The sequence below is a fragment of the Microbulbifer maximicatervae (SeqCode) genome, from assembly GCF_052467825.1.
Genome location: NZ_CP174327.1, coordinates 3,393,633 through 3,416,899, shown reverse-complemented (window position 1 = coordinate 3,416,899; position 23,267 = coordinate 3,393,633). Strand labels below are relative to the sequence as shown.

Genomic DNA, 23,267 nt, shown 5'->3' with positions numbered 1-23,267 from the left:
ACAACTACTTATTTGAGGGGAATTGTGGCGTAGATATGACAACCACCCTGGAATTGTATTTTCAAACTGCCTCCAAGCTGGTTCCAGCGATCGCTCATACCACTGAGGCCATGCCCCATAGATACCTTTCCCACAGCCTTTCCATTATCACAAACATGTAGAGAAAGTAGTTGCTTATCAAGCCACAGCGAAACTTCACACATACTCGCTTGGCTGTGTCGTAGAATATTCGTGGTGGCTTCGCGAATAGTCATTGCCAATGTATTGTCAACCTGAAGGGGTATTTCTGTGGCCTCGATATGATGTATACAGGTAATATTCACTGATTCCAGCGCAAACTTTGAACTCGCCAGCTCATTCGCCAGTGTACTGATTTTATAATTCGATACAGTTTCTCGAACCTCGGTAATCGCTGTTCTGGAGATTTTTTTAATATCAAGAATATGCTGCAGTGCCGTTGCTGGATCAACTTCGAGAAGCCTTTCGGCAAGCTCCGCCTTTAAAGTGATACTCGTGAGACTCTGACCGAGGGAATCGTGCAAATCTTGCGCAATACGCTTACGCTCAGAAGTCTTTGCCATAGAGGAAATTTCCTTTTGGCTTTGTTTAATAACCAGGTTAGATAAGTACTTTCTCAGTTGAAATAGAAAGTTCAGGCCGTTGATAGCTGTAAAAAATAGTCCCGTCAAAACAGCATATAGTGATTGTCCAGTTAAGTAGGCAGTACTCAAATAAGAAAAAGTAACAACAAACAGTAAAATAATGGATGCATAGAGTTGCCTGTACGCTGAGCAAGCTGCAGCTGCAAAGGCAAAGAAACCGATACCGGCAAGTGAATAGAAAGAAGTGATAACACCTAAGAGGTTTAATACCAAGACAATACCAGTAACTTTGGTTCCTTTACACCAAAATACGAGGAAGAACAAGGGAAAGAGAAGCAAGTGGCAAATTACTACCACCCCAAAAGCAACTTCACTAAAAGTATGAAAAATAAAGGGCAAGTATATAAGGATCTGAAAATAAGGTACTAAGTTCAGAGCACCTCTCAGATTCTCGGGGAAACTATAGAACCTTTGTAAATAGTGATATGCCGACATTAGTTATTAGCTTCCAAAAATTGTACTTCATACTCCATCCATTCTTTCACATATACAGGTGCCATGGCATGGCCCATACCTTCTACCCACAACGTTTTAGCACCAGGAATGCGAGCTGCATACTTTTTGGCTTGAGCAATACTTAACAGGGGATCTCTATCACCATGGATAACCATAGTGGGGACCTCCAAGCCCTCCAATCGCTCTAATCTCGAGCCAGAAAGAGAGATTGCTGTAAATTGCTGAACTGGCAGATTATGATCAAATCCTTGCCTATGACGTAGTTCGTAGAGAGTAGTGCGTGCAATATGTTCAACATCAAAGCCTCCCTGCCCCTGAAGACTGTGATAAGTACTTACCATCAACTTAGCCATACCCTCATCGGAGCCACTGAGTCCATAGCGAAGAAATAGCCGAAGCATATTGTATCTGAAGGTTTTTCCCTGGGGTAACTCGGGGTCGTCGAGAAAACCTGAGGACATGATTGAAGTAAGGCTTTTCAAGCGATTGGGAAATTGCAGGGCCATTTCTTGCGCAATCATCCCTCCCATTGAGGCGCCCATAACATGAATTTGCTTAATCCCCAGGGAGTCCATAACTGCAAGGTTATCGCGCATCATGTCGGAAAGGTCGTACGCTGTCTCCTTAGTCCAGTTGGTAACCCAACTCGAGGCACCGCAGCCACGATGATCGGTGAGTAGTACTTGATAGCCAGCAGCTAAGAGTGGCTCATAGACTTCAGATGGCCAATACAGAGAAGAAGAGCCCATACCGTTTATCAGTAACACAGTGCCACGAACAGGTATCCCCTCTGGGCTTTTAAGCTGATACCAAATTTTAAGGCTCCCTGAGCGAACATATCCGCTCTGACCTGAGATCAGTTCAGGTAGTGGTTTCTCAAGACTCAGATCTAGCTGTTTCTGGATATCCTTGGGTAGCGGGGGCGTTGTAAGGACCCAAATAGTACAGACTAACACCAGAAGGAATACTATCGTGCCAATGATTAAAAAAACTTTCTTGATCAATGTAAGCCTCCATAAACACCGTAACACTGGTGCAGAAATAATATTTATATGTAATATCAGGCAATAGCGGAAATTGGATAAGTCATTTCTGTCATCAAATTTATATGACATTTGTCATCTTTTGTTGATGATTAAACAGTCTAGCCACAACTGCTAGACAGTAAATGTACATGTATTAGAGTTAAGCCTCCAGCACGGGCGTCTAAGGGCGAAACCCTAAGTGTAAGGTTACCTGCAGCTCATCGCTTCTAGCGATCGCTCAACAGAAGCTTAAAGGTAAACAAACTTGTCTAAAATCGCTTAAAGATGATAGCTTCTACTCATGATCTAACATCTACAAGATCAAATGGTGCCAATAATGTACGAAGCTGCTTTACTTGTATCCCTCACGATCTTATTTTTATTTTTTGCTGCGAAAACTTTTTTATATAGAGCATCAGTAAAAAAACACCTAAAATTTGAACACGAGGGCACGTACAAACAACTTCTCATGTCTGAGTCCTTTGACATCAATGAGATCAAGAAACACAAACTTTTTGATAAGTTTATTAGAGAAAAAGAATATTTGAAGCTGGAAGACTCCTTCTTAACTCGCACTTGTTGCCGCTATGTTTTTTATGGACGCTGCTTCCTAGCATTTGGATTGTTATTGTTACTTGTATCTATTTCTATCTAGGTTTGAGGATACTTGCTTAGGACTTAAAACAATAGAACTTTGGACGCTCTTTTCTTTGACATCGTGGTCTGAACACAATAGCCCTCTACCCTTCCTGCGACAAAACAATCCGATACTTAGCCTTTCCTGATTTCAAATGTTCAAAAGCCGCCTCTATCTGACTCATTGGGAAAATCTCTATCTCAGGTTTGATCTTATGATGCGCCACAAACTCAAGCATGGTTTCGATGGTACCAGGACTGCCGACTGGAGATGCTGAAATTGAGCGCTGCCCAAATAACAAGGGAAATAGAGTAAATTGTATTGGGTTAGTTACAGCTCCAACAAAGTGTAAGCGCCCTTTAGGTTTCAGAGCCTGGATATACAGATCCCAATCAAGACTGACATTCACAGTCGACAGAATAAAATCAAAGCTCATTGCCGCCGCTTGAATCTCTGCGGGATCACGGGAGTTCAGTGTTTTATGAGCCCCGAGAGCTAAGGCTTCTTTACGTTTTTCCTCGCTGGAAGTAAACGCGGTAACTTCACATCCCCAAGCATGGAGAAACTTTAAGGCAAGATGGCCCAAGCCACCAATACCAATCACAGCCACTTTGTCAGTGGGTTTGATATCAAATTGGACCAATGGATTGAATACGGTAATACCCGCACATAAAAGGGGGCCGGCCGATGCATAATCCACACCATCAGGGATAACAACCAGACTACTCATATCTGCCCTGGCTTTATCGGCAAAGCCTCCATTGGTGAGTATGGTGAACTTTGCCTCTCTACATAAGTTGAGGTCACCAATTCGGCAAGTATGGCATGTTTCACAGTAGCCTGAATTCCACCCCAACCCAACCACCGTGCCCTTTTTAAGATGAGCTACTTGCTCCCCCATCGCGGTGACACGGCCAATGACTTCGTGACCGGCAACCATAGGGTACTGTCCAATACCCCATTCATTTTCAATCATGCTCAAGTCACTATGACAGATGCCACAGTACATGATTTCCAGTTCAACCTCTGTTGCACCCAACTCTCCTGCTGCAATTTGGTAGGTCTTAAATGGACCGCCGGCCTCTAAGACTGCATAGGCATTAATAGTTGATGCAGTAGACATGGCGGGCTCCTTGAAGAAAAGGAAATCACAAATGACCTTAAAAGTTTAGACGCCATTCAGCTGTAGACTTTATTGCACCCTTACAATTTTATTTTCTAGAAACTAGTGGCCCTACTATCTAGCACAGAAATTAAAAGTGTTAACCGGGAGAAAGTAAAAGATTGAAATTAAAGCTGTAAAATAGAAAAAAGGCCGGGGGTACTTCCCCCGGCCAGTGCCAAGTCCTGTGAGGTTGCTGAATAGCAGAGGACTGATGAGAAATTGGACCGCAGTTTTACTCAGAAGATCAATTCAACACTCGATATCCGCGACCAACCAGACAATTCTTGATGATGTAGGTTGCCTCAGAGCTCGCACTACCCGCCCCTGACAAGCCCCCAACAAGCGCGCCGGCACCGGCTCCGGCTACCGCAGCACGCCCGCTGTCACCGACTATTGCACCGAGCGCACCACCTACTACAGCACCACCCGCAGCACCGGCAGCTGTTCTCCGCCCTTGGTCACTGTACGTGGAGTAAGCGATTCCCTTGCACTCTGCAAGGTCCGCTTGATATTGATTCATGTTAACGCCCCAGGTATCGATAACGATTCCACCGGCACCGGGAACCTGCTCTGGCTGATTCGCACAACCGTAAAGCAGCGACATCATAATTCCAGCAGTTACAGAAATAGCAGTCTTCATCAAACACCCCATATCGCTTTCGCCACAGGATAGTGAGCTTGTCACGCTTTTCTTCTTTAGGTTTAGCTGCTGGTAGAACTTGACGCCAGTCTGGCGCCTAAAAATGAATGACCCGCTGGGCAACAAATCCAACAGGCGTAAATAGTGTTGTAGCTATTAGTGGAGGGCGCCTTTTATCTATGGATCTGCAGGTTGGGTTCCTGTAGGCAGAATTGAATATTGGTAAAACACTTCTAATTCTTGAGATTTCGCTTGTGGATCGAGGATATTTACTATGCCCTTAAAACTCTTTAATCGCCGACTCTCTGTATCGTAAGTGAGATTTAAGTCCTCTACGAAAAGGCGGATAAGAGGCTGGGCAATATCTACTCGTATACAAGTATTTTCACCTGCCGCTTGATTACAGGATACTGCCCTAGCGCGCAGCATTATCGATCGACCATGCAGTGGCGAAGCAAAATTGAATTTAAGAGTTTTTCCTGAAGACAATAAGTCCCAGTGGTCACGCACATAAGTATCAAAGCCTGCATCAACTACATCAACACTTCGTGCCTCTCGCAAACTTACTTTCCAGGCTTCGTCCTCGTTGGCTCTATAGCGCATCATCCACTGGCCGTCATCCCAAAGGACTTCACGGACTTCGCCGTGCCTCCGATCTATTTGAGTGACGCTAGGTAAGGCACTGCGACCAGCTGCGGGGCCACTTCGCTCTCGAAGAGTTTTCTCTGCTATCAAATCACCCTGGGGTGCATAGTAGAAAACAGTTATTTCGCCATTATCTTGCGAAGTATAATATTCGCAGTACTGTAACTGTTGATTATCCGGATCATAGGCCAAACCTTTGACCAGGAAAGGCCCTTCATAGTGACAGTTATTTCCGGCAATAGCCGACATCGCAATAAATTCAAGCATTGCTCACCTCTTTTTGACAAATCTTTCTTGCCAAATAGGCAAACAACGGCAGGATGCAGGCCCAAATTACACTTAGTGTTCCCAGGGATTGCCACAAGGGCCTGTGCAATTCCACAGTGCCATTTAGGAATGCACCGGTAAAGTAACTAAACGGTCCAAAAAAACCACCCAGGATTACCGCCAGCCATAGATTTTTCTGTAAGAAAACCAAACTGTATCGTAAGGTCATGGCAAAGTTCAACCACAGGCAGATCAGCCATAAGGGAGGCCAGGAGGAGCCGCTGTCATTTCGCATCACCCCCAAATGAAACAAGATAGAGTCTATAGACACTCCAAAGATAAACACCCCCGCCAACCAAAGCGGTTCCCTGGGCAAATTGGCGATATAGCGTAAATGTACAAAGAGGTTCACCAGAGTAAAGGGAACCACCAACCACACCTTGGCCACTATGACGCACAGTGGCCAGGCGATATCGAAAAGTAAGGCATTAGCGACAAAACGCCACATGCAGGAGAGCCTCTGGTTGATTCCGTAATATCCTTGGATTGCAAACTCTTAAAAGGTTTAAACAATTCCCTGAAATCACGCCTTGATCCTGAGCCATTCTGAAAGGCAAACACTTCACAAGATTAACTTGAGAGAGTTTAGAAACTGCCCAAAAACCGAGGTTTGGCGAACACAAATTGGGCGGTACCAATCACTCGTTGCAAAAATCCCCCTTCGCAATAGCATAAATAGAATTCCCACATACGGATAAAGCGCTCATCAAAACCTAACTCGCGCACTTTGGAAATTCGCTCAAGAAATGCTTTGCGCCAGTCACTTAATGTGCGGGCGTAATGGGCGGTGATGTCTTCAAGTCCAACAATCTGCATATCTGTTGAATTGGCAATATGGTCCGCGATAACCTGATTAGATGGCAGGCAGCCACCGGGGAAGATATATCGCTGGATAAAGTCGACCTCTTTACGATACTCGTGGTAGCGCTGGTCGCGAATGGTGATTGCCTGCATCACCATCAAGCCATCTTCTTTGAGTAATTCGCTACAACCAGCGAAGAAGGTCTTGTGAAATTCGTGCCCTACTGCCTCCACCATTTCAATCGATACAATTTTATCGTACTTACCTCGCAGGTCCCGATAGTCTTGTAATAAAAGAGTTATCTGATCCTCTAACCCTTCGTGCTTCACCCATTGACGGGCATAGTCATATTGCTCTTGGGAAATTGTAGTAGTTGTTACTTTACAGCCATAGTACTTGGCAGCATGAATGGCCATCCCCCCCCACCCAGTACCAATCTCAAGGAGGTGATCGGAGGGTTTTAACTTTAGCTTTCGGCAGATCAGTTCCAGTTTGTGATTAGAGGCTTCAAACAGGGTTGCATTTTCAGACGGGTAGACCGCAGATGAATACAGCATGGTCCTGTCTAAAAATAACCGGAAAAATTCATTGCCCAGGTCATAGTGTGCAGAAATATTCTTGCGTGAGCCATTGCGGTTATTCGCATTTAATTGATGTAACCAGCGCAAACCTAATCGGGGTAAATAGCTCCAACGACTATCGATACCTTCCACCAATTCCATGTTGTCCACCATCAGGCGAATCAGGTCCACGGTATTGGTTGAGGTCCAGGCGCCCTGCATAAAGGCTTCTCCAGAACCAATGGTTCCGTTTAATAGCACCTGTATATAGCTGGATGGATCATGTACGCAAATATGTGCCGAGATCTCTGCTTCTTCTGGTCTCTGGCCAAAGTGGTAACACTGCTCCCCCTCTTCGATTAGCAAGTGGCCACGATCAATACCCTTGAGTTTTTCCAACACCAGCTTGCGGGCCAGGCGAACGAGCCAGGACTGTGCCGATACTTCTGATTTTGACGACGAAGCCTGATCAACTTCCTGAACTGCTCTCATAGTTGTTTATCTCCTGCCTGAACCTCGGCGTCGTCGCGAGGATGCGAAAATACCGGGATACGCTTGACCCATAATTTCAGTGCCTGCCAATAAATGGCGGCTATAACTTTTACGGTCATCAAGGGGTACTGGATCAATATTGAATTAAGCGATCGGCCGCTAATTTCGCAGCGCTGTAAACTCAGGGTTGCATCAAACATTGGGCGAGTGCCATCTTCTGTATCATCGGCACTCGCATCAAAATTTTGCAGGTAGGCTGTCAGCTTTTCTCCAGGTTTTGTCCCTCTCCATCGATACCCTTGGGCCATGGGCATAAAAGGCGAGACATGAAATGTTTTTGCGAAGGTCGCTTTTTGCAACTTGGTATTATTACGGCAATCCAAAACATAGCTGTGACGCTCTTTCCAGGGTGTGTTGTGTACATCCAGGAGCAACCAATCCACATTCTGGCCCTCAGCATCGAAACAATAGTAAACACTGAGTGGATTCATGTTGTAGCCAAAGTAGCGCCAATTGGCCAGCAAACGAATAGGTCCCGCAGGCTGCTCTCCCGCTTTCTCCTCCACCCGCTGTCGAACCGCCTCATCAAGACTGAGGGATTCATCGCCAAAAAAATCACTGCGACAAAATCTCGCAGGTGCTCGCCGCTGGGAGGACCAAAGAGGTGAGAGCTGACAAATGGCTTCCACCTCTGCCAGATCGACGTACATCATAAAAACCTGATAGCGAAACTGATGAGCTCTGGGCGCAAAGCGCCGGTGCTCCAACCACCCGGTATAAATCGCACTTTCCATGATACCGGCCTCCTTACCAGTCAACACCCAACCCCCGAGCCACTCGCAACGCACTCGTTACACCGTCTTCATGAAATCCATTTGCCCAATAAGCACCGCAGAACCAGGTGCGGTTAACACCATTAATACTATCCCACTGCTGTTGCGCTCGTGTTCCGGCCACAGAGAACTGGGGATGGGCGTACTCAAAACGACCGAGCACAGACTTGGGATCGATACGCTCTTCGGCATTCAGGGTGACACAATAGGTTTTCTCGGTATTCAAGCCCTGAAGTATATTCATGTTGTATGTCAAAACAGGCAGTGCATCCTGTTCACTGCGCAATTGGTAATTCCAACTCGACCAACTGCGACGGTGACGGGGTAGCAAGGTGCTGTCTGTATGCAGGACCACGGCATTTTTTGCATAGGGTATAGCCCCCAGGATTTTTTGCTCACTGCCGCTGGGGTCGGTCAAACATTGAAGGGCCTGATCGGAGTGGCAAGCGAAAACAACGGCATCAAACTCCAAATTTTCCCCTGCTGCGGTGCGAACATTCACACCTTCCCTGCAGCGCTGCACCGCCTCAATGGGCGTAGATAAGCGAATTTTATCTGCGAAAGATTGTATTAACGGATCAATATATTCACGCGACCCGCCCTTAATCACTCGCCACTGCGGGCGACGCACCAGGTTGAGCAGGCCGTGATTAACAAAGAAGCGGACAAAGAAACTGACAGAAAACTCCAGCATTTGCGCCACACTGGCAGACCAGATAGCAGAGCCCATAGGTACCAAATAGCGATTGGCGAATTCCGCGGAGTAACCGTTCGCAGGTAGATACTCACCCAGGGTCAATGTCTCGCTCAGCCTCCCCTCCTGCCAGTCGCGGAGGGCATTTCGGTTAAAGCGCACTATGTCCCAGAGCATACGCCAGTGCCCAGCGCTGACGATGTTCGAGCGCTGTGCAAACAGGCTGTTGAGATTGTTACCCGCATATTCAAACCCCTCCTGATCGCAGCGCACACTAAAGCCCATGGAGGTGGGTTGGGATTGAACTCCCAGCTCTTTAAGCAAGCGAATAAAATTCGGATAAGTCCAGTCGTTGTAAACTATAAAGCCAGTATCCACTGCTAACCGGCGTCCCCTCTCGTCAATATCAACCGTAGCGGTATGCCCTCCCAGGCGCGCCTGTGCTTCAAACAGGGTGACATCGTACTTTCGATTCAATAGATAAGCGGCAGTAAGACCGGCAATGCCGCTGCCAACAATAGCGATTCGCATCAATTCTTCCTTAGTGTGCGGATTCTTGTCATTTTGGGTACGCAAAAACGGAACCAGATTGAGCTAAAAAAACCCAGAAACCGCAGAGGCCAACTGAGCCGTTTGGGAAAATCGACTGTATGCCCAACACCACAGAGCCCCTGTTCAATACGCTCGGCGGCCTGCTCTGGAGTCATTAAAAAAGGCATGTCAAAGTCATTGCGCTGGGTAAGGCGGGTGTCGACAAACCCCGGGCGAATGTGGACCACTCGAAGTGGAGTAAGGCTGGTATCGGCGCGCACCGACTCCAGAAAATAGGCCACCGCCGCTTTGGAACTGCCATACGCTTCGGCGCGGGGAAAAGGTACCACTGACGAGAGGCTGCCGAGCGCAGCAAATACCGGAGATCGACTTGCAGCTAACAGTAACTGCGCACATTTCAAGGTATTCACCAAGGCAAAGAAATTGCCATCAAAAACCCGCCGGTACATGGTGACATCCAATTGAAGGTCGTCGTCATATTCACAGGTACCAGCGCAAGCAATCACCATATCCAGGTGATCTGTAAAGTCCGCTAATCGCCGAGTAACACCCGGCATCACCGCATCATCACTAAGATCACAGTCCAAAACCCTGAGGCGACTGGGGGCTATGTTCTGTAACTCCGTCAGCGCATCGAGCCTGCGACTGCTGGCAATCACAAAATTATTCTGTTCCACCAGGCGCAATGTAAGCGCGCGCCCAATACCCGAGCTAGCACCTGTGATCCAGATGGTTTTATCGCGAATCCCCTGGGACACTTAGTTGCGCTCCATTCGCGACTTGATAAAACCTATGCAGGAGCCCAATACCGGCACCTGCTCGTAGACCATGGCGCCCATATCGTAAAAGTCCTCGTGGTAGTGAATCTTATCGGTGTAACGCAACAGGCTACAGCCACGAAGTTGTAATGGGCGTCCACCTTTGAGTGATTGGTGTCGGTAGTGCATGATCCACGAAAGGCAGGCGCTGCCCTCGCCCACCACCGGCAGATCATCAAATTGGAAGCGGCACTGGGTAAGCCCCCTGCTCATTCCCGCAAAGTAACTCTTTAAAGCAGGCAATCCCTCTATCCGATGCAACGGGTCGCAAAAAATGACATCGTCGCTATATAGTGATCCAAGGCTGCCAGTTTCCTGCATCAGGAAGTCTTTGTAGTACTTCTCTAGCTCCTCAATCAACGCGCTCATCATCGGATTCCTTACTGTTCTAGCTGCAGATAAATACGCCACACCCCATCGGGTGGATCACCGCTCAATAAAAGGTAGGCCAGAGTGATCCAGTTATGCCCTCTCTGCGTAAGTAGTTATCAGACAACTTGGAAGTCTCCCCCTGAGAGTCTGTTGCAGAATGTGGTACACGGATGTACCACAACAGCTCCCAACTCTAATTTCCAGACATGCTTGATTGCGTGAGTATCGACAACGACAGAAAGACCGTTAACATGGCGCATAGCCCCCAAGCAAAAAGTGAAATACGCCCGGTGAAACTGCCACAAAGAGAGGACCAGGACTGGAGTGCCCTGCTGACGCGAGTCGGTGCGGAGCGTGATCGCCAGTCCTTTGAGCAGCTCTTTCACCACTTTGCCCCACTAATTAAGGGTTTCCATCACAGCCGCACCACTCAGGCAATTAGCGCTGAAGCCGCCGATGAGCTAGTTCAGGAAACCCTGTTTAAAGTCTGGCGTAAGGCCCCCAGCTTCGATGCCAGTAAGGCTTCTGCCAGCACCTGGATATTCACCATTATGCGCAACACTCGTATCGACATGTTGCGCCGTAACGGGCGTCATCAAAACACCGAGATTATTGAAGCCATGGATGTTTGGGATGAAACCCCCGAACACCAACCGTTAATATTTCTACAGAGAAGACGCAACGAAAAGGAAGTTGCGGACGGCCTGCACAGCCTGCCGGCAGAACAGAGCCACGTCTTGGAAAAGGCGTATATGGAGGGAAAATCCCACAGTGAGATATCCAAGGAGCTGGAATTACCATTGGGCACGGTAAAGTCCCGCGTGCGACTGGCCCTAAAGAAGTTACAAGCGAGGTTGGCCAAGTAGGTTTAGTATGATTCGCCACCACCCCGATAAAAATTTACTCCTTGAATACGCTTCCGGCAGCCTGCCCAAAGGCGCCAGCCTGGTCGTTTCCGCCCATATACAAATGTGTGCCGAGTGTCGCGCTCAATATCAAACCATGAACACCCTGGGTGGCTCCATTCTGGAGTCCTGTGCACCACAGGCCGTAAACGATGAGGCTTTCCAACGCCTGATGGGACGTATTGATCAGGCCGCTGAACCGGAGCAACAAGTGGCTCCCGAGAGATCCAAATCCACGGAGCCCATGCTGGCGGGTGCACCGCCAGTCGTGCACAAGCTGCTGGAAAAAAATCCCCCGATCAAGTGGAAAACTATCGCGCCCGCCCTGAAAATGTGTCGACTAAAAACCGGGCAGGATCAATATGAAGTGAGCTTTCATCGCCTCAGTTGTGGCGGCAAAGTAGCAGAGCACGATCACCGGGGCTACGAACTCACCCTGGTTTTGTACGGCAGTTTCTCTGATAGCGATGGTGTTTATAGTCCTGGGGACTTTCTGTTGCGGGAACCCGGCGACGTGCACCGCCCGACGGTCACAGAAGATCAAGAGTGCCTGTGCTTCTCTGCGGTACAGGCACCGGTGGCGATTACCGGTGTCAGCGGCTGGTTGCTAAACCGCCTTATCCCGTTTCGTCCGGGCTGACACCGATTAAAAGAGCTGCGGCGTCTAGGACGCCGCCAGAGAAGTCGGCTCTTGCTCCCCATCCACAAATACTGCAGAAAGCTCATCCCAACGATCGCTGACCGCCGCGAATTTTTCCTCGCGCACATGGCCATAGCCACGCACTTGAAGGGGGATTTCGAGCAGCTCTTGTGCCTCTGACAGGTTTTCGCCGGACAGATGCGCGGCCACGCTATCAACTGCTTTGGCCACCTGTTGGGCCCAGCGCCGTTCAGCGCGGCGCTCCTGGGTGTAACCGAAGACATCCAGTGCAGTACCGCGAAGCACTTTACCCTTAGCCAACAGCGGCATCAGCTTGCCCATCCAGGGGCCAAACTGCATTTTGCGTACGCGACCACTGCTATCGGGGCGAGCAAGAAGCGGCGGCGCCATATGGAATTTCAGGGTGTAGTCGCCGCTGAATGTCTCACGTAGCTGTCGCTTGAAATCTTCACCGGTGTAGAGGCGCGCCACTTCGTACTCATCTTTATAAGCCATCGCTTTATAAAGGCTGCGCGCACCCATACGGGTAAGATCGCCCCGAGCAGCTGGCAGTGAGGATTCTGCTTTGCGCAGCGCCTCTATATGGCGAAGGAATTCTGCCGCATAGGCCGGGCTTTGATAGTCGCGAAGCTCTGCTGCCAATCGCTCCAGCAACTGCTCCACCGACTCCTCAGGCTCCACCAATTTCACCGGCTTGGCCGGCACTGCCAATTGCTCGATCGCTTTAGGATTCTCCGCCAGCAAACGGCCAGCGCGGAAAGCGCGCAGGTTGTTCTCTACCGCCACGCCATTGAGTTCGATGGCCCGCTCCAGGGCCGCTTCACCGATTGGCAGCAGTCCTTTCTGGCAGGCAAAACCCATAATCATCAAGTTACTGGCTACGGTATCGCCAAACAGTGCCTGGGCATATTTATTCGCATCAAAGGCAAAATACTCCGCACACAGAGACTCAATACTCTGTTGGGTCGCATCGGCAGGGAATGCCAGCTCGTTGTCGCGAACAAAGGCCGCTACCGGTACTTCAGCAGTATTTACCAGGGCACGCATTTCGCCGGTGGCAAATTTGGTTCGCTGGCCAGCGGCGGTGACCATATCGCAACCCAGTAACAACTGCGCCGCGCCATCGCGAATACGAGCGGTGGTAATCGCCTCGGGGTTTTCTCCCACTTTCACATGAGCCACTACGGCGCCATTTTTTTGTGAGAGTCCGGTAAAGTACAAAGTTGTACTGCCCTTCTCTTCCAGGTGCGCCGCCATACCCAGCAGTGCCGCCACGGTAAGTACACCACTGCCACCAATGCCGGCCACCAAAATACTGAGGGGCTGGGCCAGAGTCGCGACCGGCGCAGAAGGTAATCCGGCAATAGCCACGTCCAAGGCATCCGCCAGGGACTGCACCGGGGGCTTTTTCAGTTCTCCCCCTTCCACAGTGACAAAGCTCGGGCAGAAACCATCGGCACAGCGCATATCCTTGTTGCAGCTGGACTGGTTGATCTGACGCTTGCGCCCCAACGGGGTTTCCAGCGGCTCCACCGCAATACAGCTGGACTGCACGCTGCAATCGCCACAGCCTTCGCAGACACGGTGGTTGATTAACAGTCGCTGGGATGGGTCGACCATCTGTTTTTTCTTGCGGCGGCGGCGTTTCTCGGCCGCACAGACCTGCTCATAAATAATCGCCGTCACACCGGCAGTTTCCCGCAGACGACGCTGCACGGCGTCCAGCTCAGAGCGGGGAAGAACTTCTACGGCAGTGGGCAGTTGGCCACGGTGTTCACGCCAGTGGTCGGGGTTCTCGGTCAAAAGAATAACGGTACCAACTCCCTCGGCCAGCAACTGTGCAGCCAGGGACGGAGCATTAACTTCGCCATCGGCGGGTTGGCCACCGGTCATGGCCACCGCATCGTTCAGAAGAATTTTGTAGGTGATATTCACCTGGCTCGCCACGGCCTGGCGAATGGCTAATAGCCCAGAGTGGTTGTAAGTTCCATCGCCCATATTCTGGAAAATATGCTCAGCGCTGGAGAAACGGTGCAGGCCCACCCATTGGGCGCCCTCGCCTCCCATATGGGAATAGGTATCGGTGCGCAGGCCTTTGCCCAAAGCCATAATATGACAGCCAATACCGGCACTCCCCAAACTGCCTTCTGGCAATTTGGTGGAAGTGTTATGAGGGCAACCTGCACAGAAAATGGGTTCACGAGCCAACAAGCCCTGAACCTTTGCAGCGACATTGCCCCCCAGTTTTTCTGCCAGGGGAATCAGCTGTGCCGCCAGTTCAGTATCCACCAGCCAGCGGGCAATGGCTTTGGCCACCTGATCAGGACCAAAGCCCCACACTGCTGGCAACAGGTCCTTGCCATCCAGGTCTTTCTTGCCGACTACCTTCGGACGATAACTATCTTCCCAACCGTAGAGCAGGTTTTTCAGCTGATCCTCCACCAGAGGACGCTTCTCCTCGACTACCAGCAAGCGCTCCATGCCCTTGGCGAACTCGCCGATGCCCCTAGGCTCCAGCGGCCAGGACATCGCCACTTTATAGATGGAGATGCCTGCTGAGTTCAGATCTGCCTCTGATAAGTTGAGCAGTTTCAAGGCTTCAAGCAAATCACCGTGGGCCTTACCCACCGTTACAATGCCGAAGCGTTTTTGCTCCGCACTGTGGGTGGTTTTATCCAGGCGGTTGGCATAGGCGAATGCCTTGGCTGCAGGCAAACGCTCCTCCAGCATGCGGCGCTCGTACTCAAGGCGCTCGGCAGGCCAATTCAGGTGGGGATCGTAGTTCAGGCCGTGTGGCGGGATTGGGAAGTCAGCTGGAATTGTAAACTGGGGCAACTCCGGCACAATCAAGGAAGCACCGGCCTCTACAGTTTCAGTAATTGCCTTAAAACCCACCCACAAGCCCGAAAAACGGGATAAAGCAATGCCCGCGAGGCCCAGGGTCAGGTACTCATCAATGGAGGACGGAAATATCAGCGGCATCATTACCGACTCAAAAATCTGGTCGGTATTGTGGGAAAACATGGAGGATTCTGCAGTGTGGTCATCCCCACACAACGCCAAAACACCACCCAGTTTTGAGGTGCCCTGAATATTGGCTTGGCGGAAAACATCTGCGGTGCGATCTACACCGTGGCCCTTGCCATACCAAATAGAAAAGACGCCGTCTTTCGTTGCCTGCTGGCGATAGTGATCCAGCAACTGGGTGCCCCAAATATTGGTCGCCCCCAGGTCTTCATTAATGCCCGGCTCAAAATGGATTTCCCGCTCGGCCAATAGCTTCTTGTGCCGCCACAGGGCCTGGTCGTAACCGCCCAATGGGGAACCGCGATAACCGGAAACAAAGCCAGCTGTATTGAGGCCCGCCAGCTCATCCATGCGCTTTTGCATTAAGGGCAAACGAACCAGGGCGTCAATTCCGGTCAGGAATACACGGCCGGATTCACGGGTAAAAGCCGCTTTCAGCGAATACTCGCTATCAAAGCCCAATTCCTGATCGCCTTCGACCATTGCCATGGGTACCACCTATTTTATCTTTATTGCTTTATTGCTTTCATCACTCCAGTTCTCGACGCCAGTAACATGTCGCGAAAATATTCGCGGCATCTCCCGAGTTACAGCAGAACAGACCAGAGCTGTTTAATTGCGCTAAAATTAACACTGCCCGGCAGAGCAGGTCATACCAAAATTGGCCCAACTCAGGCATAATGCCGCCATAACTCGCTAAAGATGACCAGCTACTGGCAACAAATCACTCAAAATGAAGTATTTTGGGGGATACAACGGAAAGGACATGCCCTCTTATGGTGCTCGCCTCTGGCCTTCACACTCTGTGTGACTAAATAAGCGCCAAAGGTTCAGCTTTTTGAGAGGCATAGCCTGGAACTGATCAGGGGATATCAGTTTCCGCCCGTTTACAGCTAACCAGTATCAACCGGTTGGGCAACGTACCCATTAGCGGGAAATTAATAAAAAACGAGAAGGTCTCACAAAAGATGCGCAGTATAGGAAGCTACTGCCATAACAAACCAAAAAAAACCATGTACGCAATGCACACAATTTACCGGAGAACGCTGGGAAGCAAAGATTCACTGGCAGGTTGATGATTAGCAGCCGGCGATACCGGCGTACGTTCAGAGAGATGAGATACGGAATATAACCATGGCCTATTTACTGGATGCCATCGACAAGAAAATTCTGGAAATCCTTCAACAGGATGCCACCATTCCAAATATTGAGCTTGCAGAAAAAGTCTGCCTCTCACCCTCCCCCTGTTCACGGCGGGTTAAAAATCTAAACGAGCAAGGGTTTATAAAACGCGCAGTTACCCTGCTTGAACCGGAAAAGGTTGGGTTGCCGGTAAGTGTATTTATCCAGGTTACTCTTAACCACCAAGTGAAAAAAGAGTTACAGGACTTCGAATCGGTTATCGGCCAATGGCCGGAAGTGATGGAGTGCTACCTGATGACCGGTGATTTCGACTACCTGCTGCGCGTTGTTGTACCCAATTTGCAAGCTTATCAGGAATTCCTGGATAAAAAACTCACTGAGCTCCCAGGCATCGATCATATTAAAAGCAGCTTCTCTTTAAAGCAGGTGCGTTACCGCACTGAGTTGCCGCTGGACCAGTTGCTGGAAAGCCAAGGCTGAGCCTCTTTTGACGCCTGCATTCTTGCAGGCGTCTATTCACAACCTTGCCTTTAGCCGTCGCAAAATTGTGCGGGTTGCTTAAGCCAATTAATTGGAACTCTATTAGCAACCCGCCCCCATTAATTATCTAAAAGAATTACTTCTCAGATAAGCTTGATATATCAACTTCAAGACCAGCCAGATGCGTGGCAACTTGATCCGACACCAATGGGCTCACTTCCCCACCTAAGTGTTCTGCCAGGAAGTCTTCTGTTTTTATTAAAAGTGCCAACTTGTTAATGCGCTTGCTAAATCCATGCCCTTCATCTTTTGCCAAGATATACTCAACTTCCAACCCGTTTTCATACATTTTTTTGGCGATTTGATCAGACTCCACCTGGGTAACACGAGGATCATTAGCCCCTTGAACCAGCAGTAAAGGTGCCTTGATTCGATCGGTATAGTTCAACGGAGATCGAGTTTGCATTTCCTCCCGATCACTTTCAATCAAAGGATCTCCAACCGCTTTAAACCAATTGGAAATAAAGGGGCGATAATACTCCGGAAACGATTCAATCAAAGTAATCAAGCTAGAGGGACCAACAAACGATATTGCTGCAGTATATGTATCAGGCGTAAATGTTAGTCCTGACAAAGCCGCATAGCCTCCATATGAGCCCCCCATAATTGCTACTCTATCGCTGTCAGCAATTCCCTGCTCAATCAAGAACTCTACTCCATCGGTCAAGTCATGCTGCATCGCACCTGTTCCCCATTGGCGATTGCCCAGAGCGATAAAAGTCTCACCAAAACCCGTGGAGGCACGGAAGTTTGGCTGCAATACCGCATAACCGCGATTCACTAAAAACTGTGCTAGACGCGTCATAAATCCATCGTTGAGCTTCCAGTAATCCCTCGACCAAGGACCGCCATGGGGCAGAACAACCAACGGCAATTGCTTGCTCTTCCCTTTAGGTAAAGTGAGGTATGCCTGAATAGTAATACCATCACGCGCGGTATAGGTTATTGAGCGCTTTTCTGACAAAAATTTAGGGTCCAACTGGGAATCTTTGTCAATTAAACGTACCAGTGACTGATCTGATTGCTGATATCTATAAAACGCACCAGGATCGATATCGCTGGCAACTTCCAACAACCAAACTCCAGTTTCTTCATCCATGGAAACAACGTCTATTTCCACCCGACGACTAAAGTTACTGGTGATATTTTGCCAGTGCTTTTGGAAATTCTTATCAACAGGATAGTCTTCTCGATAACCATAATAATAGGAAATCAGCTGGAGCTCACCATCCTTATTGAACAGAGTTTTATACACGTCTGACCGTTGATTGGGATCTTGGTGAATGGCTGCTATTTTTCCTGAAGTTAAATCTAACTGTTTTACCCCAGAGGTATCAGCTGCACCAAAACTTGATTCAAAATACAGACTGCCAATTTCTGAGTTATAGCTCGACAGAGATAGTATTTCTCCCGGCTCCGTCTTTAGTGCCCCCTCCCAGGAGTCGCCTTTACGAACAAATAGTTCTTTTGACGTATCAGGATTGGGTCGCACACCAGCAACCGGAAACCCTTCATCATCAATTAAAATTTCGTTAAATCGATGAGTATTTTCCATCAAAAATGTTAGTTCACCCGTCTCAGTATTAAGCTGATAAAATTTCAAATTATTCGGGTCATCATGATTGGCCATTAGCGTCAGTGAATCCTGTTTTTCCGAAGCTTGCCCAAAAACCATGTAATTTGCAGAGTCGTTTGAGGTTAATTTTTCGGTGCCAATCAAGTTTAAGCTTTTACCTTCATCATTCAGGTCCAGTCGATAAACCTGGTGTTGCTCATTCCCATCCACATCTTTTAAAACGAATAAACCAAGCCGATGCTTATCCCACAAAAAAGCATCTACACCATCTGCAAACTCTGTTAACGCAAATGCATCTTTGCTTGCCCCATCAGCCGACATCACATAGATATTTGGCGCTCCATTATGCTGCTGTAGCCAGGCTAACCATTGTCCATCTGATGACAGATTAACATCCTTGATAGCAGACTCATTAAAGAGGCTCTCGACAGAAATCAACTCTTGCTCGTTAACTTTTGTCGCCCCCTCTTCCTGGGAAGCATTCATACTGCAACCGCTAAATGCAATCGCAAAACTCAAGCTACAGATAGCCTTCTTTATTGAACTGTTACGAATGTGCAATTTCATATGCTTTAACTCCTTGTTAGCTGTCAGTGTCGACTGTAAAAAATACTGTAAGACAGCTATAAATTATTGTAAAGCAATAATTTATAGCTGAATTGCAGAAATTAAACATCACGATATAATGCTTATGACTTCAAAAAAGGGGGAACTTATGAACCATAAAATTCAGGTGGTGAGTACTCGCCTGCGCTGGAGTGTCCTAGCAATAGGGCTGCTCGCTGTAGGTATCTTGCTGATCAATTTTTTTCTTTTCGATAAGTACCTATTTAATAGTGCCAATCCTTTTCTTCGAGAACTATGGGCACAGGATGACCAATACAGACCTTTATTACTAATTGGCCAAGTGCCAACAATTGTGCTTTTTGGTTTATTTATATACTGGCTGTGGCGTCTCTTCGGCCAGTATGCAAAAGGTGACTATTTTGATAAGGAGAGCGACCGGTGTTACCTGTGGTTGGTATGCCTATATGGAGCCATTATTCCGTTACGGGCAATTGAATCAGCCTGGATTAGTTACATTTACTACATGCATAGCGAAGAGGTCTCCTTACATCTTCCGTTTGATATCGGCAGGATACTTACCCTATTTGTACTAGTCAGCATTTTCTTTATTTTGCGCGCCGCAAAACAAATTGACCAAGAAAACAAAGAGTTTGTTTAGCATGGCAATTATTGTCAATTTGGACGTTATGCTGGCTAAACGTAAAGTCAGCTCGAAATCACTGGCCGCGCGAATTGGAATCACCGAAGCCAACTTATCCCTACTGAAGCGCGGCAAAGTGAAGGGAGTAAGGTTTGATACCTTGGCGGCAATCTGTGAAGCACTTGAGTGTCAGCCTGGCGATATTCTTGAGTTTAAACCAGACGAGTAAGACTATTACGAGAGCCCAATGGGCTCTCTAACAACAGGTTTTACCTTGTTCAGTGGCAAAGCAAGCCATTCACTCCAAGGTAGAATTCGCGTACTGAGCTAGGATACCTGCCCAGGTCTTCTCAATTTCCGGCAGTAAATCCTGAAACGCAGCTTTTTCTGTTGCAACACGCAAATCATCAACCGCATCTGATGTGCTCCAAACACTCGCACTCTTACGGTCTGTTGCTGTAGCTTCAGAAATACCAAACAGATACTCTGTGCGAACATCGAAGAATGCTGCCGAGACTGTGGTTGTCACCGTTACCTCTTTATTCTTTAAAAACCCCAGAGAGATAACATTGAGCGGAGCAAATTTCTGCTCACCAGCATGGAAAGACGTATCAAAAGTATACACCAACAAAATATCAGCTTTTAGCCGGGCCGAAGCCTCCCGAAGTGACCGTACTGAGTCCAGATTGGTCGGCAGTAGGATTTTATTGAGCGGCGCTACATTCGATACTGCCGGCAGCTGCGACAAACGAAGAAAATCCTCCTCGGTCTCCACCTCCCGAGTCGTAATAACACTGTAGCGACCTGTACCAAAGCTATTGAGCCGGTAAGATTGGTACTCTGGAGCCTGAACTCGGGCAATCGAGATATTTGCAGGGAATGGCGTTGCTGGCTCTTTAGACATCAATTCATTGATATCGGCATCCGCCAGCTCACTCAGATGTACTGAGCCTCCTGGAGTAGTATATGAGGCACAGCCACCCAGAGCGAATAAGGCAGCCAGTAGTAGCACTTTCGTACACACATTCATCAGAAATCCCTTTCGAAATTAGGTGAGATACAACGTTATCACAAGGTAACAGGTGGCTATATAGTTACCTGTTTATTCAGGCTAATCCCCACAACTGCTCTTCCCGCTACTCGCCAAACTTTATGCGCACCGCCTATGCACAAAATTCCAATCCGCTCGATTTAAAAGGCTATACACCCAGCACTTTACGAAAAAGCCTGTCAAATTCTGGAAGATCCAACTTTGGCCTTTCCTCTATAGAGTTGGCACCAGATCTATCCAGATTTGCTTGTATCCAGCCATCCAATTTGCCATCAACGGCTATCAAATCGTCCTCTTCAAGCTCCTTCTTTTTCAAAATCAAACTGGAAAGAATATCCAGAAGCCACTCATTTCCTGAGGGAGGCAACAACTCGTTATACATATGACTAAAGTCCACAGGAGGAATTTTTGTAAACTCTTTTATATACAGGGCATTAAGCAGTGAACGCAGTACATAAAGTAACTTCTTGACCTTAATCTCTTTAAAGCCTCGGTCATCCTCGCGAATAAACCTGGAATAATTATTAAACCCCATACTGACATAGTGATGAGCTAATGCTCGCGGCTGCCAACATTTTAAAGCCAAATCCTGCAATGACTCCAAACTATCTTCATTTCTAAAGTAGACTTTTGGCGAAAATAGCCACTCGATTAAAGTGGGGTTACTTGCCCTCATCAAAGTTAAAGTCTTCTTAATATCCCAGCCAACCAAGTCCAGCTCATCACCAAGCTTCTTATCAAAAGGAACCTCAACGACATCTCTGGGAGTACCTATAGTAAGATAATGCTGAATATCACACTTATAGATAAACCTTACATCCCAGTCACTATCAGGAGATTCAAACCCCCATGCGCGGCTTCCTGATTCACAGGCACAGATAATTTCAATATCTCGCTCTACTTCCAGTGACTTCAAGCGGTCTTTTATCAGTGATTCCATAAATACCTGCCCGCTACTTCAAAAAAAATCAACTATACCCGAAACCTTCCTTGATTACTCTTACGAGACCTATAATTGCACTTTCATCAAAGACTCATTAGGGCAGCGGCCTCTCTCTCCTAACAACTGGACTAGAAAATATTAAAAATAGACTTCTAATAGACTATGATAGCCGCTAAAAAATAGCTTCCAGGAGGCTGGTTTCATGGACGGAAATCCCAAAGACTCTATCATTGTAAACAACCATTCTATCTCTTATTCTCAGGAGGGACAGGGCGAACCCATTGTATTTGTGCATGGCGCACTGGCCGATGCTCGCATGTGGCAAGAACACTGCAAAATTCTATCAAAGGAATTTAAGGTAATCTCATTCACTCAAAGACATTTCGGCAATCCACACAGCCGCTCGGAGGGACCTTTTGGTATTGATACTCATACAAAAGACCTGATAAGACTGATTGAAACTCTGGATGTTGGCCCCATTCACCTTGTAGGCTGGTCTTATGGTGCCGATGTAAGCTTAAATGCTGTAGTAAAAGCCCCTCAATTATTCAAAAGCCTTTACTTATATGAGCCAGGATATCCTGGATACTTGTGTGCTGATGCCATGGCAGGTTATCAATGCGATGCTAAAGTAATGTTTACTGAGGTTTTCAAAGCCACCGCTGATAACCATCTGGATACAGCAACAAAGCAATTGATTGATGGCTCAGGAAACCGGGCTGGCTATTTTTCTCAGCAACCTCTCAAATATCGCGTACAGCAATTAGACAATGCCTTTACTCTCCCCTTACAGCTCAATCAAACTGAACAACCAGCACTAAACCCTGACAGCCTCACAGAAATCTCTATTCCAGTTTCTGTAGCCTATGGTAGTGATACTCGCCAGATATTTAAAATTGTATCCTGCACGGCTGGTGCACTGATTCCGAACACACTTCCGCTAGAGGTAGATTCAGCGAATCATATGCTGCCCCTTGAAGACCCTTCAAGGTTTTGTAAGCTCGTTAGAGGTTGGGTAAGAGCCTCCTCCCCAAAAAACTCAGAGACAAACAAAGACAAGTAATTTCTGCATATTTCCTTAAGCTTTGCTCCATTTAGGGAACAGTTACATGTTTATATGCTTTTCCACGTAAAACAAGTGAATACATATACTTTTCCAACACCCTCTCAACTCGATATTATTCTGAGGGTAAAAGATTCGCACCGACAGATCGTTCTCTCGACTTTCACAAACCATCATCCAAGAGCGTCAGAATTTTTTAGCTGCAAATTAGATAATATTTTTTCTCGCCTAACTGGCAAAAGCCAACTATTGACGGAGAGATTTGTCAATTTCCGTCAGACATATTTCACATAAAGAATCACACCCATCAGTTAATAAAAAATACTAATTCTACTTTACTCACCCAAAGCATCGGACAATTAAATATGTCATCACATTCAGGCTCTGAACTGATAGTTGACATCCCGAGCTACCCACTTAAAAACCCTTAGCAGTTGCAAGCTATTTCTCTTCAATCGCTCTAAAGGCTAA

General features: G+C 47.7%; 21 protein-coding genes. 6 read left to right on the top strand and 15 right to left on the bottom strand.

Going from position 1 to position 23,267, the window contains the following annotated elements:
- Positions 1–8: 8 nt before the first annotated feature.
- The 11 genes from ACJJII_RS15250 to ACJJII_RS15200 all read right to left on the bottom strand — a co-directional run bounded on the left by ACJJII_RS15250 (position 9) and on the right by ACJJII_RS15200 (position 10,677).
- On the bottom strand, positions 9–581 hold the full coding sequence (locus tag ACJJII_RS15250; protein WP_444916776.1) for a sensor histidine kinase: 573 nt from the start codon (positions 579–581) through the stop codon (positions 9–11).
- A 515-nt stretch (positions 582–1,096) separates the two neighbouring features.
- The gene (locus ACJJII_RS15245) at positions 1,097–2,122 is read right to left on the bottom strand and encodes an alpha/beta fold hydrolase (RefSeq protein WP_444916775.1); all 1,026 of its coding nucleotides are present in this window, start codon (positions 2,120–2,122) and stop codon (positions 1,097–1,099) included.
- Positions 2,123–2,883: 761 nt separating this feature from the next.
- Positions 2,884–3,903 (bottom strand): NADPH-dependent aldehyde reductase Ahr, encoded by a 1,020-nt coding sequence (ahr, locus tag ACJJII_RS15240; protein WP_444916774.1) that lies wholly within the window; start codon positions 3,901–3,903, stop codon positions 2,884–2,886.
- Positions 3,904–4,189: 286 nt separating this feature from the next.
- Positions 4,190–4,585, bottom strand: coding sequence for a YMGG-like glycine zipper-containing protein (locus ACJJII_RS15235; protein WP_413665326.1), 396 nt, complete (start codon positions 4,583–4,585; stop codon positions 4,190–4,192).
- 177 nt (positions 4,586–4,762) lie between these two features.
- Positions 4,763–5,497, bottom strand: coding sequence for a hypothetical protein (locus ACJJII_RS15230; RefSeq protein WP_444916773.1), 735 nt, complete (start codon positions 5,495–5,497; stop codon positions 4,763–4,765).
- The gene (locus ACJJII_RS15225) at positions 5,490–6,005 is read right to left on the bottom strand and encodes a DUF2878 domain-containing protein (RefSeq protein WP_413665324.1); all 516 of its coding nucleotides are present in this window, start codon (positions 6,003–6,005) and stop codon (positions 5,490–5,492) included. Before ACJJII_RS15225 ends, ACJJII_RS15230 begins: the two co-directional genes overlap by 8 nt.
- A gap of 137 nt (positions 6,006–6,142) precedes the next feature.
- The gene (locus ACJJII_RS15220) at positions 6,143–7,411 is read right to left on the bottom strand and encodes a class I SAM-dependent methyltransferase (RefSeq protein ID WP_444916772.1); all 1,269 of its coding nucleotides are present in this window, start codon (positions 7,409–7,411) and stop codon (positions 6,143–6,145) included.
- A complete protein-coding gene (locus ACJJII_RS15215; protein ID WP_444916771.1) occupies positions 7,408–8,205 on the bottom strand; it encodes a DUF1365 domain-containing protein in 798 nt (265 codons plus the stop codon). The genes ACJJII_RS15220 and ACJJII_RS15215 overlap by 4 nt, the downstream gene beginning before the upstream one ends.
- 13 nt (positions 8,206–8,218) lie before the next feature.
- Positions 8,219–9,469, bottom strand: coding sequence for an NAD(P)/FAD-dependent oxidoreductase (locus ACJJII_RS15210; protein WP_444916770.1), 1,251 nt, complete (start codon positions 9,467–9,469; stop codon positions 8,219–8,221).
- Positions 9,469–10,248 carry an SDR family NAD(P)-dependent oxidoreductase gene (locus ACJJII_RS15205; RefSeq protein ID WP_444905638.1) on the bottom strand — a complete coding sequence of 260 codons (780 nt, stop codon included), beginning with the start codon at positions 10,246–10,248 and terminating at the stop codon, positions 9,469–9,471. The genes ACJJII_RS15210 and ACJJII_RS15205 overlap by 1 nt, the downstream gene beginning before the upstream one ends.
- Positions 10,249–10,677, bottom strand: coding sequence for a nuclear transport factor 2 family protein (locus ACJJII_RS15200; protein ID WP_444916769.1), 429 nt, complete (start codon positions 10,675–10,677; stop codon positions 10,249–10,251).
- 254 nt (positions 10,678–10,931) lie between these two features.
- On the opposite strand from ACJJII_RS15200, the gene ACJJII_RS15195 reads away from it, so the two are divergent.
- The gene (locus ACJJII_RS15195; protein WP_444916768.1) at positions 10,932–11,546 is read left to right on the top strand and encodes a sigma-70 family RNA polymerase sigma factor; all 615 of its coding nucleotides are present in this window, start codon (positions 10,932–10,934) and stop codon (positions 11,544–11,546) included.
- Positions 11,547–11,553: 7 nt separating this feature from the next.
- Positions 11,554–12,225, top strand: a complete 672-nt coding sequence (locus ACJJII_RS15190) for a ChrR family anti-sigma-E factor (protein WP_444912747.1) — start codon at positions 11,554–11,556, stop codon at positions 12,223–12,225.
- A 24-nt stretch (positions 12,226–12,249) separates the two neighbouring features.
- Here the strand turns inward: ACJJII_RS15190 and ACJJII_RS15185 are convergent, their stop codons facing one another.
- Complete coding sequence (locus ACJJII_RS15185; RefSeq protein WP_444916767.1) at positions 12,250–15,762, bottom strand: indolepyruvate ferredoxin oxidoreductase family protein; 3,513 nt, start codon at positions 15,760–15,762, stop codon at positions 12,250–12,252.
- 645 nt (positions 15,763–16,407) lie between these two features.
- On the opposite strand from ACJJII_RS15185, the gene ACJJII_RS15180 reads away from it, so the two are divergent.
- Positions 16,408–16,896: an Lrp/AsnC family transcriptional regulator gene (locus tag ACJJII_RS15180; protein WP_108732808.1), complete on the top strand. Its 489-nt coding sequence runs from the start codon at positions 16,408–16,410 to the stop codon at positions 16,894–16,896.
- Between the two features lie 136 nt (positions 16,897–17,032).
- Here the strand turns inward: ACJJII_RS15180 and ACJJII_RS15175 are convergent, their stop codons facing one another.
- Positions 17,033–19,099, bottom strand: coding sequence for an alpha/beta hydrolase family protein (locus tag ACJJII_RS15175; RefSeq protein WP_444916766.1), 2,067 nt, complete (start codon positions 19,097–19,099; stop codon positions 17,033–17,035).
- Positions 19,100–19,247: 148 nt separating this feature from the next.
- On the opposite strand from ACJJII_RS15175, the gene ACJJII_RS15170 reads away from it, so the two are divergent.
- Together ACJJII_RS15170 and ACJJII_RS15165 are read left to right on the top strand one after the other, a co-directional pair.
- A complete protein-coding gene (locus tag ACJJII_RS15170; RefSeq protein WP_444916765.1) occupies positions 19,248–19,757 on the top strand; it encodes a hypothetical protein in 510 nt (169 codons plus the stop codon).
- A gap of 1 nt (position 19,758) precedes the next feature.
- Positions 19,759–19,968, top strand: a complete 210-nt coding sequence (locus ACJJII_RS15165) for a helix-turn-helix domain-containing protein (RefSeq protein ID WP_444916764.1) — start codon at positions 19,759–19,761, stop codon at positions 19,966–19,968.
- 69 nt (positions 19,969–20,037) lie between these two features.
- Here the strand turns inward: ACJJII_RS15165 and ACJJII_RS15160 are convergent, their stop codons facing one another.
- Together ACJJII_RS15160 and ACJJII_RS15155 are read right to left on the bottom strand one after the other, a co-directional pair.
- Positions 20,038–20,769: a hypothetical protein gene (locus tag ACJJII_RS15160; protein ID WP_444916763.1), complete on the bottom strand. Its 732-nt coding sequence runs from the start codon at positions 20,767–20,769 to the stop codon at positions 20,038–20,040.
- Positions 20,770–20,938: 169 nt separating this feature from the next.
- Complete coding sequence (locus ACJJII_RS15155) at positions 20,939–21,730, bottom strand: nucleotidyltransferase domain-containing protein (protein WP_444916762.1); 792 nt, start codon at positions 21,728–21,730, stop codon at positions 20,939–20,941.
- A 205-nt stretch (positions 21,731–21,935) separates the two neighbouring features.
- On the opposite strand from ACJJII_RS15155, the gene ACJJII_RS15150 reads away from it, so the two are divergent.
- Entirely contained in the window at positions 21,936–22,796 is an 861-nt protein-coding gene (locus ACJJII_RS15150; RefSeq protein WP_444916761.1) for an alpha/beta fold hydrolase, read from the top strand.
- Positions 22,797–23,267 lie beyond the last annotated feature (471 nt).

Coding starts and splice junctions, on each gene's coding strand:
- ACJJII_RS15250 (WP_444916776.1), bottom strand. CDS start 581: ATGGCAAAGACTTCTGAGCGTAAGCGTATTGCGCAAGATTTGCACGAT.
- ahr (WP_444916774.1), bottom strand. CDS start 3,903: ATGTCTACTGCATCAACTATTAATGCCTATGCAGTCTTAGAGGCCGGC.
- ACJJII_RS15235 (WP_413665326.1), bottom strand. CDS start 4,585: ATGAAGACTGCTATTTCTGTAACTGCTGGAATTATGATGTCGCTGCTT.
- ACJJII_RS15230 (WP_444916773.1), bottom strand. CDS start 5,497: ATGCTTGAATTTATTGCGATGTCGGCTATTGCCGGAAATAACTGTCAC.
- ACJJII_RS15225 (WP_413665324.1), bottom strand. CDS start 6,005: ATGTGGCGTTTTGTCGCTAATGCCTTACTTTTCGATATCGCCTGGCCA.
- ACJJII_RS15220 (WP_444916772.1), bottom strand. CDS start 7,411: ATGAGAGCAGTTCAGGAAGTTGATCAGGCTTCGTCGTCAAAATCAGAA.
- ACJJII_RS15215 (WP_444916771.1), bottom strand. CDS start 8,205: ATGGAAAGTGCGATTTATACCGGGTGGTTGGAGCACCGGCGCTTTGCG.
- ACJJII_RS15210 (WP_444916770.1), bottom strand. CDS start 9,469: ATGCGAATCGCTATTGTTGGCAGCGGCATTGCCGGTCTTACTGCCGCT.
- ACJJII_RS15200 (WP_444916769.1), bottom strand. CDS start 10,677: ATGAGCGCGTTGATTGAGGAGCTAGAGAAGTACTACAAAGACTTCCTG.
- ACJJII_RS15195 (WP_444916768.1), top strand. CDS start 10,932: ATGGCGCATAGCCCCCAAGCAAAAAGTGAAATACGCCCGGTGAAACTG.
- ACJJII_RS15190 (WP_444912747.1), top strand. CDS start 11,554: ATGATTCGCCACCACCCCGATAAAAATTTACTCCTTGAATACGCTTCC.
- ACJJII_RS15185 (WP_444916767.1), bottom strand. CDS start 15,762: ATGGCAATGGTCGAAGGCGATCAGGAATTGGGCTTTGATAGCGAGTAT.
- ACJJII_RS15180 (WP_108732808.1), top strand. CDS start 16,408: ATGGCCTATTTACTGGATGCCATCGACAAGAAAATTCTGGAAATCCTT.
- ACJJII_RS15175 (WP_444916766.1), bottom strand. CDS start 19,099: ATGAAATTGCACATTCGTAACAGTTCAATAAAGAAGGCTATCTGTAGC.
- ACJJII_RS15170 (WP_444916765.1), top strand. CDS start 19,248: ATGAACCATAAAATTCAGGTGGTGAGTACTCGCCTGCGCTGGAGTGTC.
- ACJJII_RS15165 (WP_444916764.1), top strand. CDS start 19,759: ATGGCAATTATTGTCAATTTGGACGTTATGCTGGCTAAACGTAAAGTC.
- ACJJII_RS15160 (WP_444916763.1), bottom strand. CDS start 20,769: ATGAATGTGTGTACGAAAGTGCTACTACTGGCTGCCTTATTCGCTCTG.
- ACJJII_RS15155 (WP_444916762.1), bottom strand. CDS start 21,730: ATGGAATCACTGATAAAAGACCGCTTGAAGTCACTGGAAGTAGAGCGA.
- ACJJII_RS15150 (WP_444916761.1), top strand. CDS start 21,936: ATGGACGGAAATCCCAAAGACTCTATCATTGTAAACAACCATTCTATC.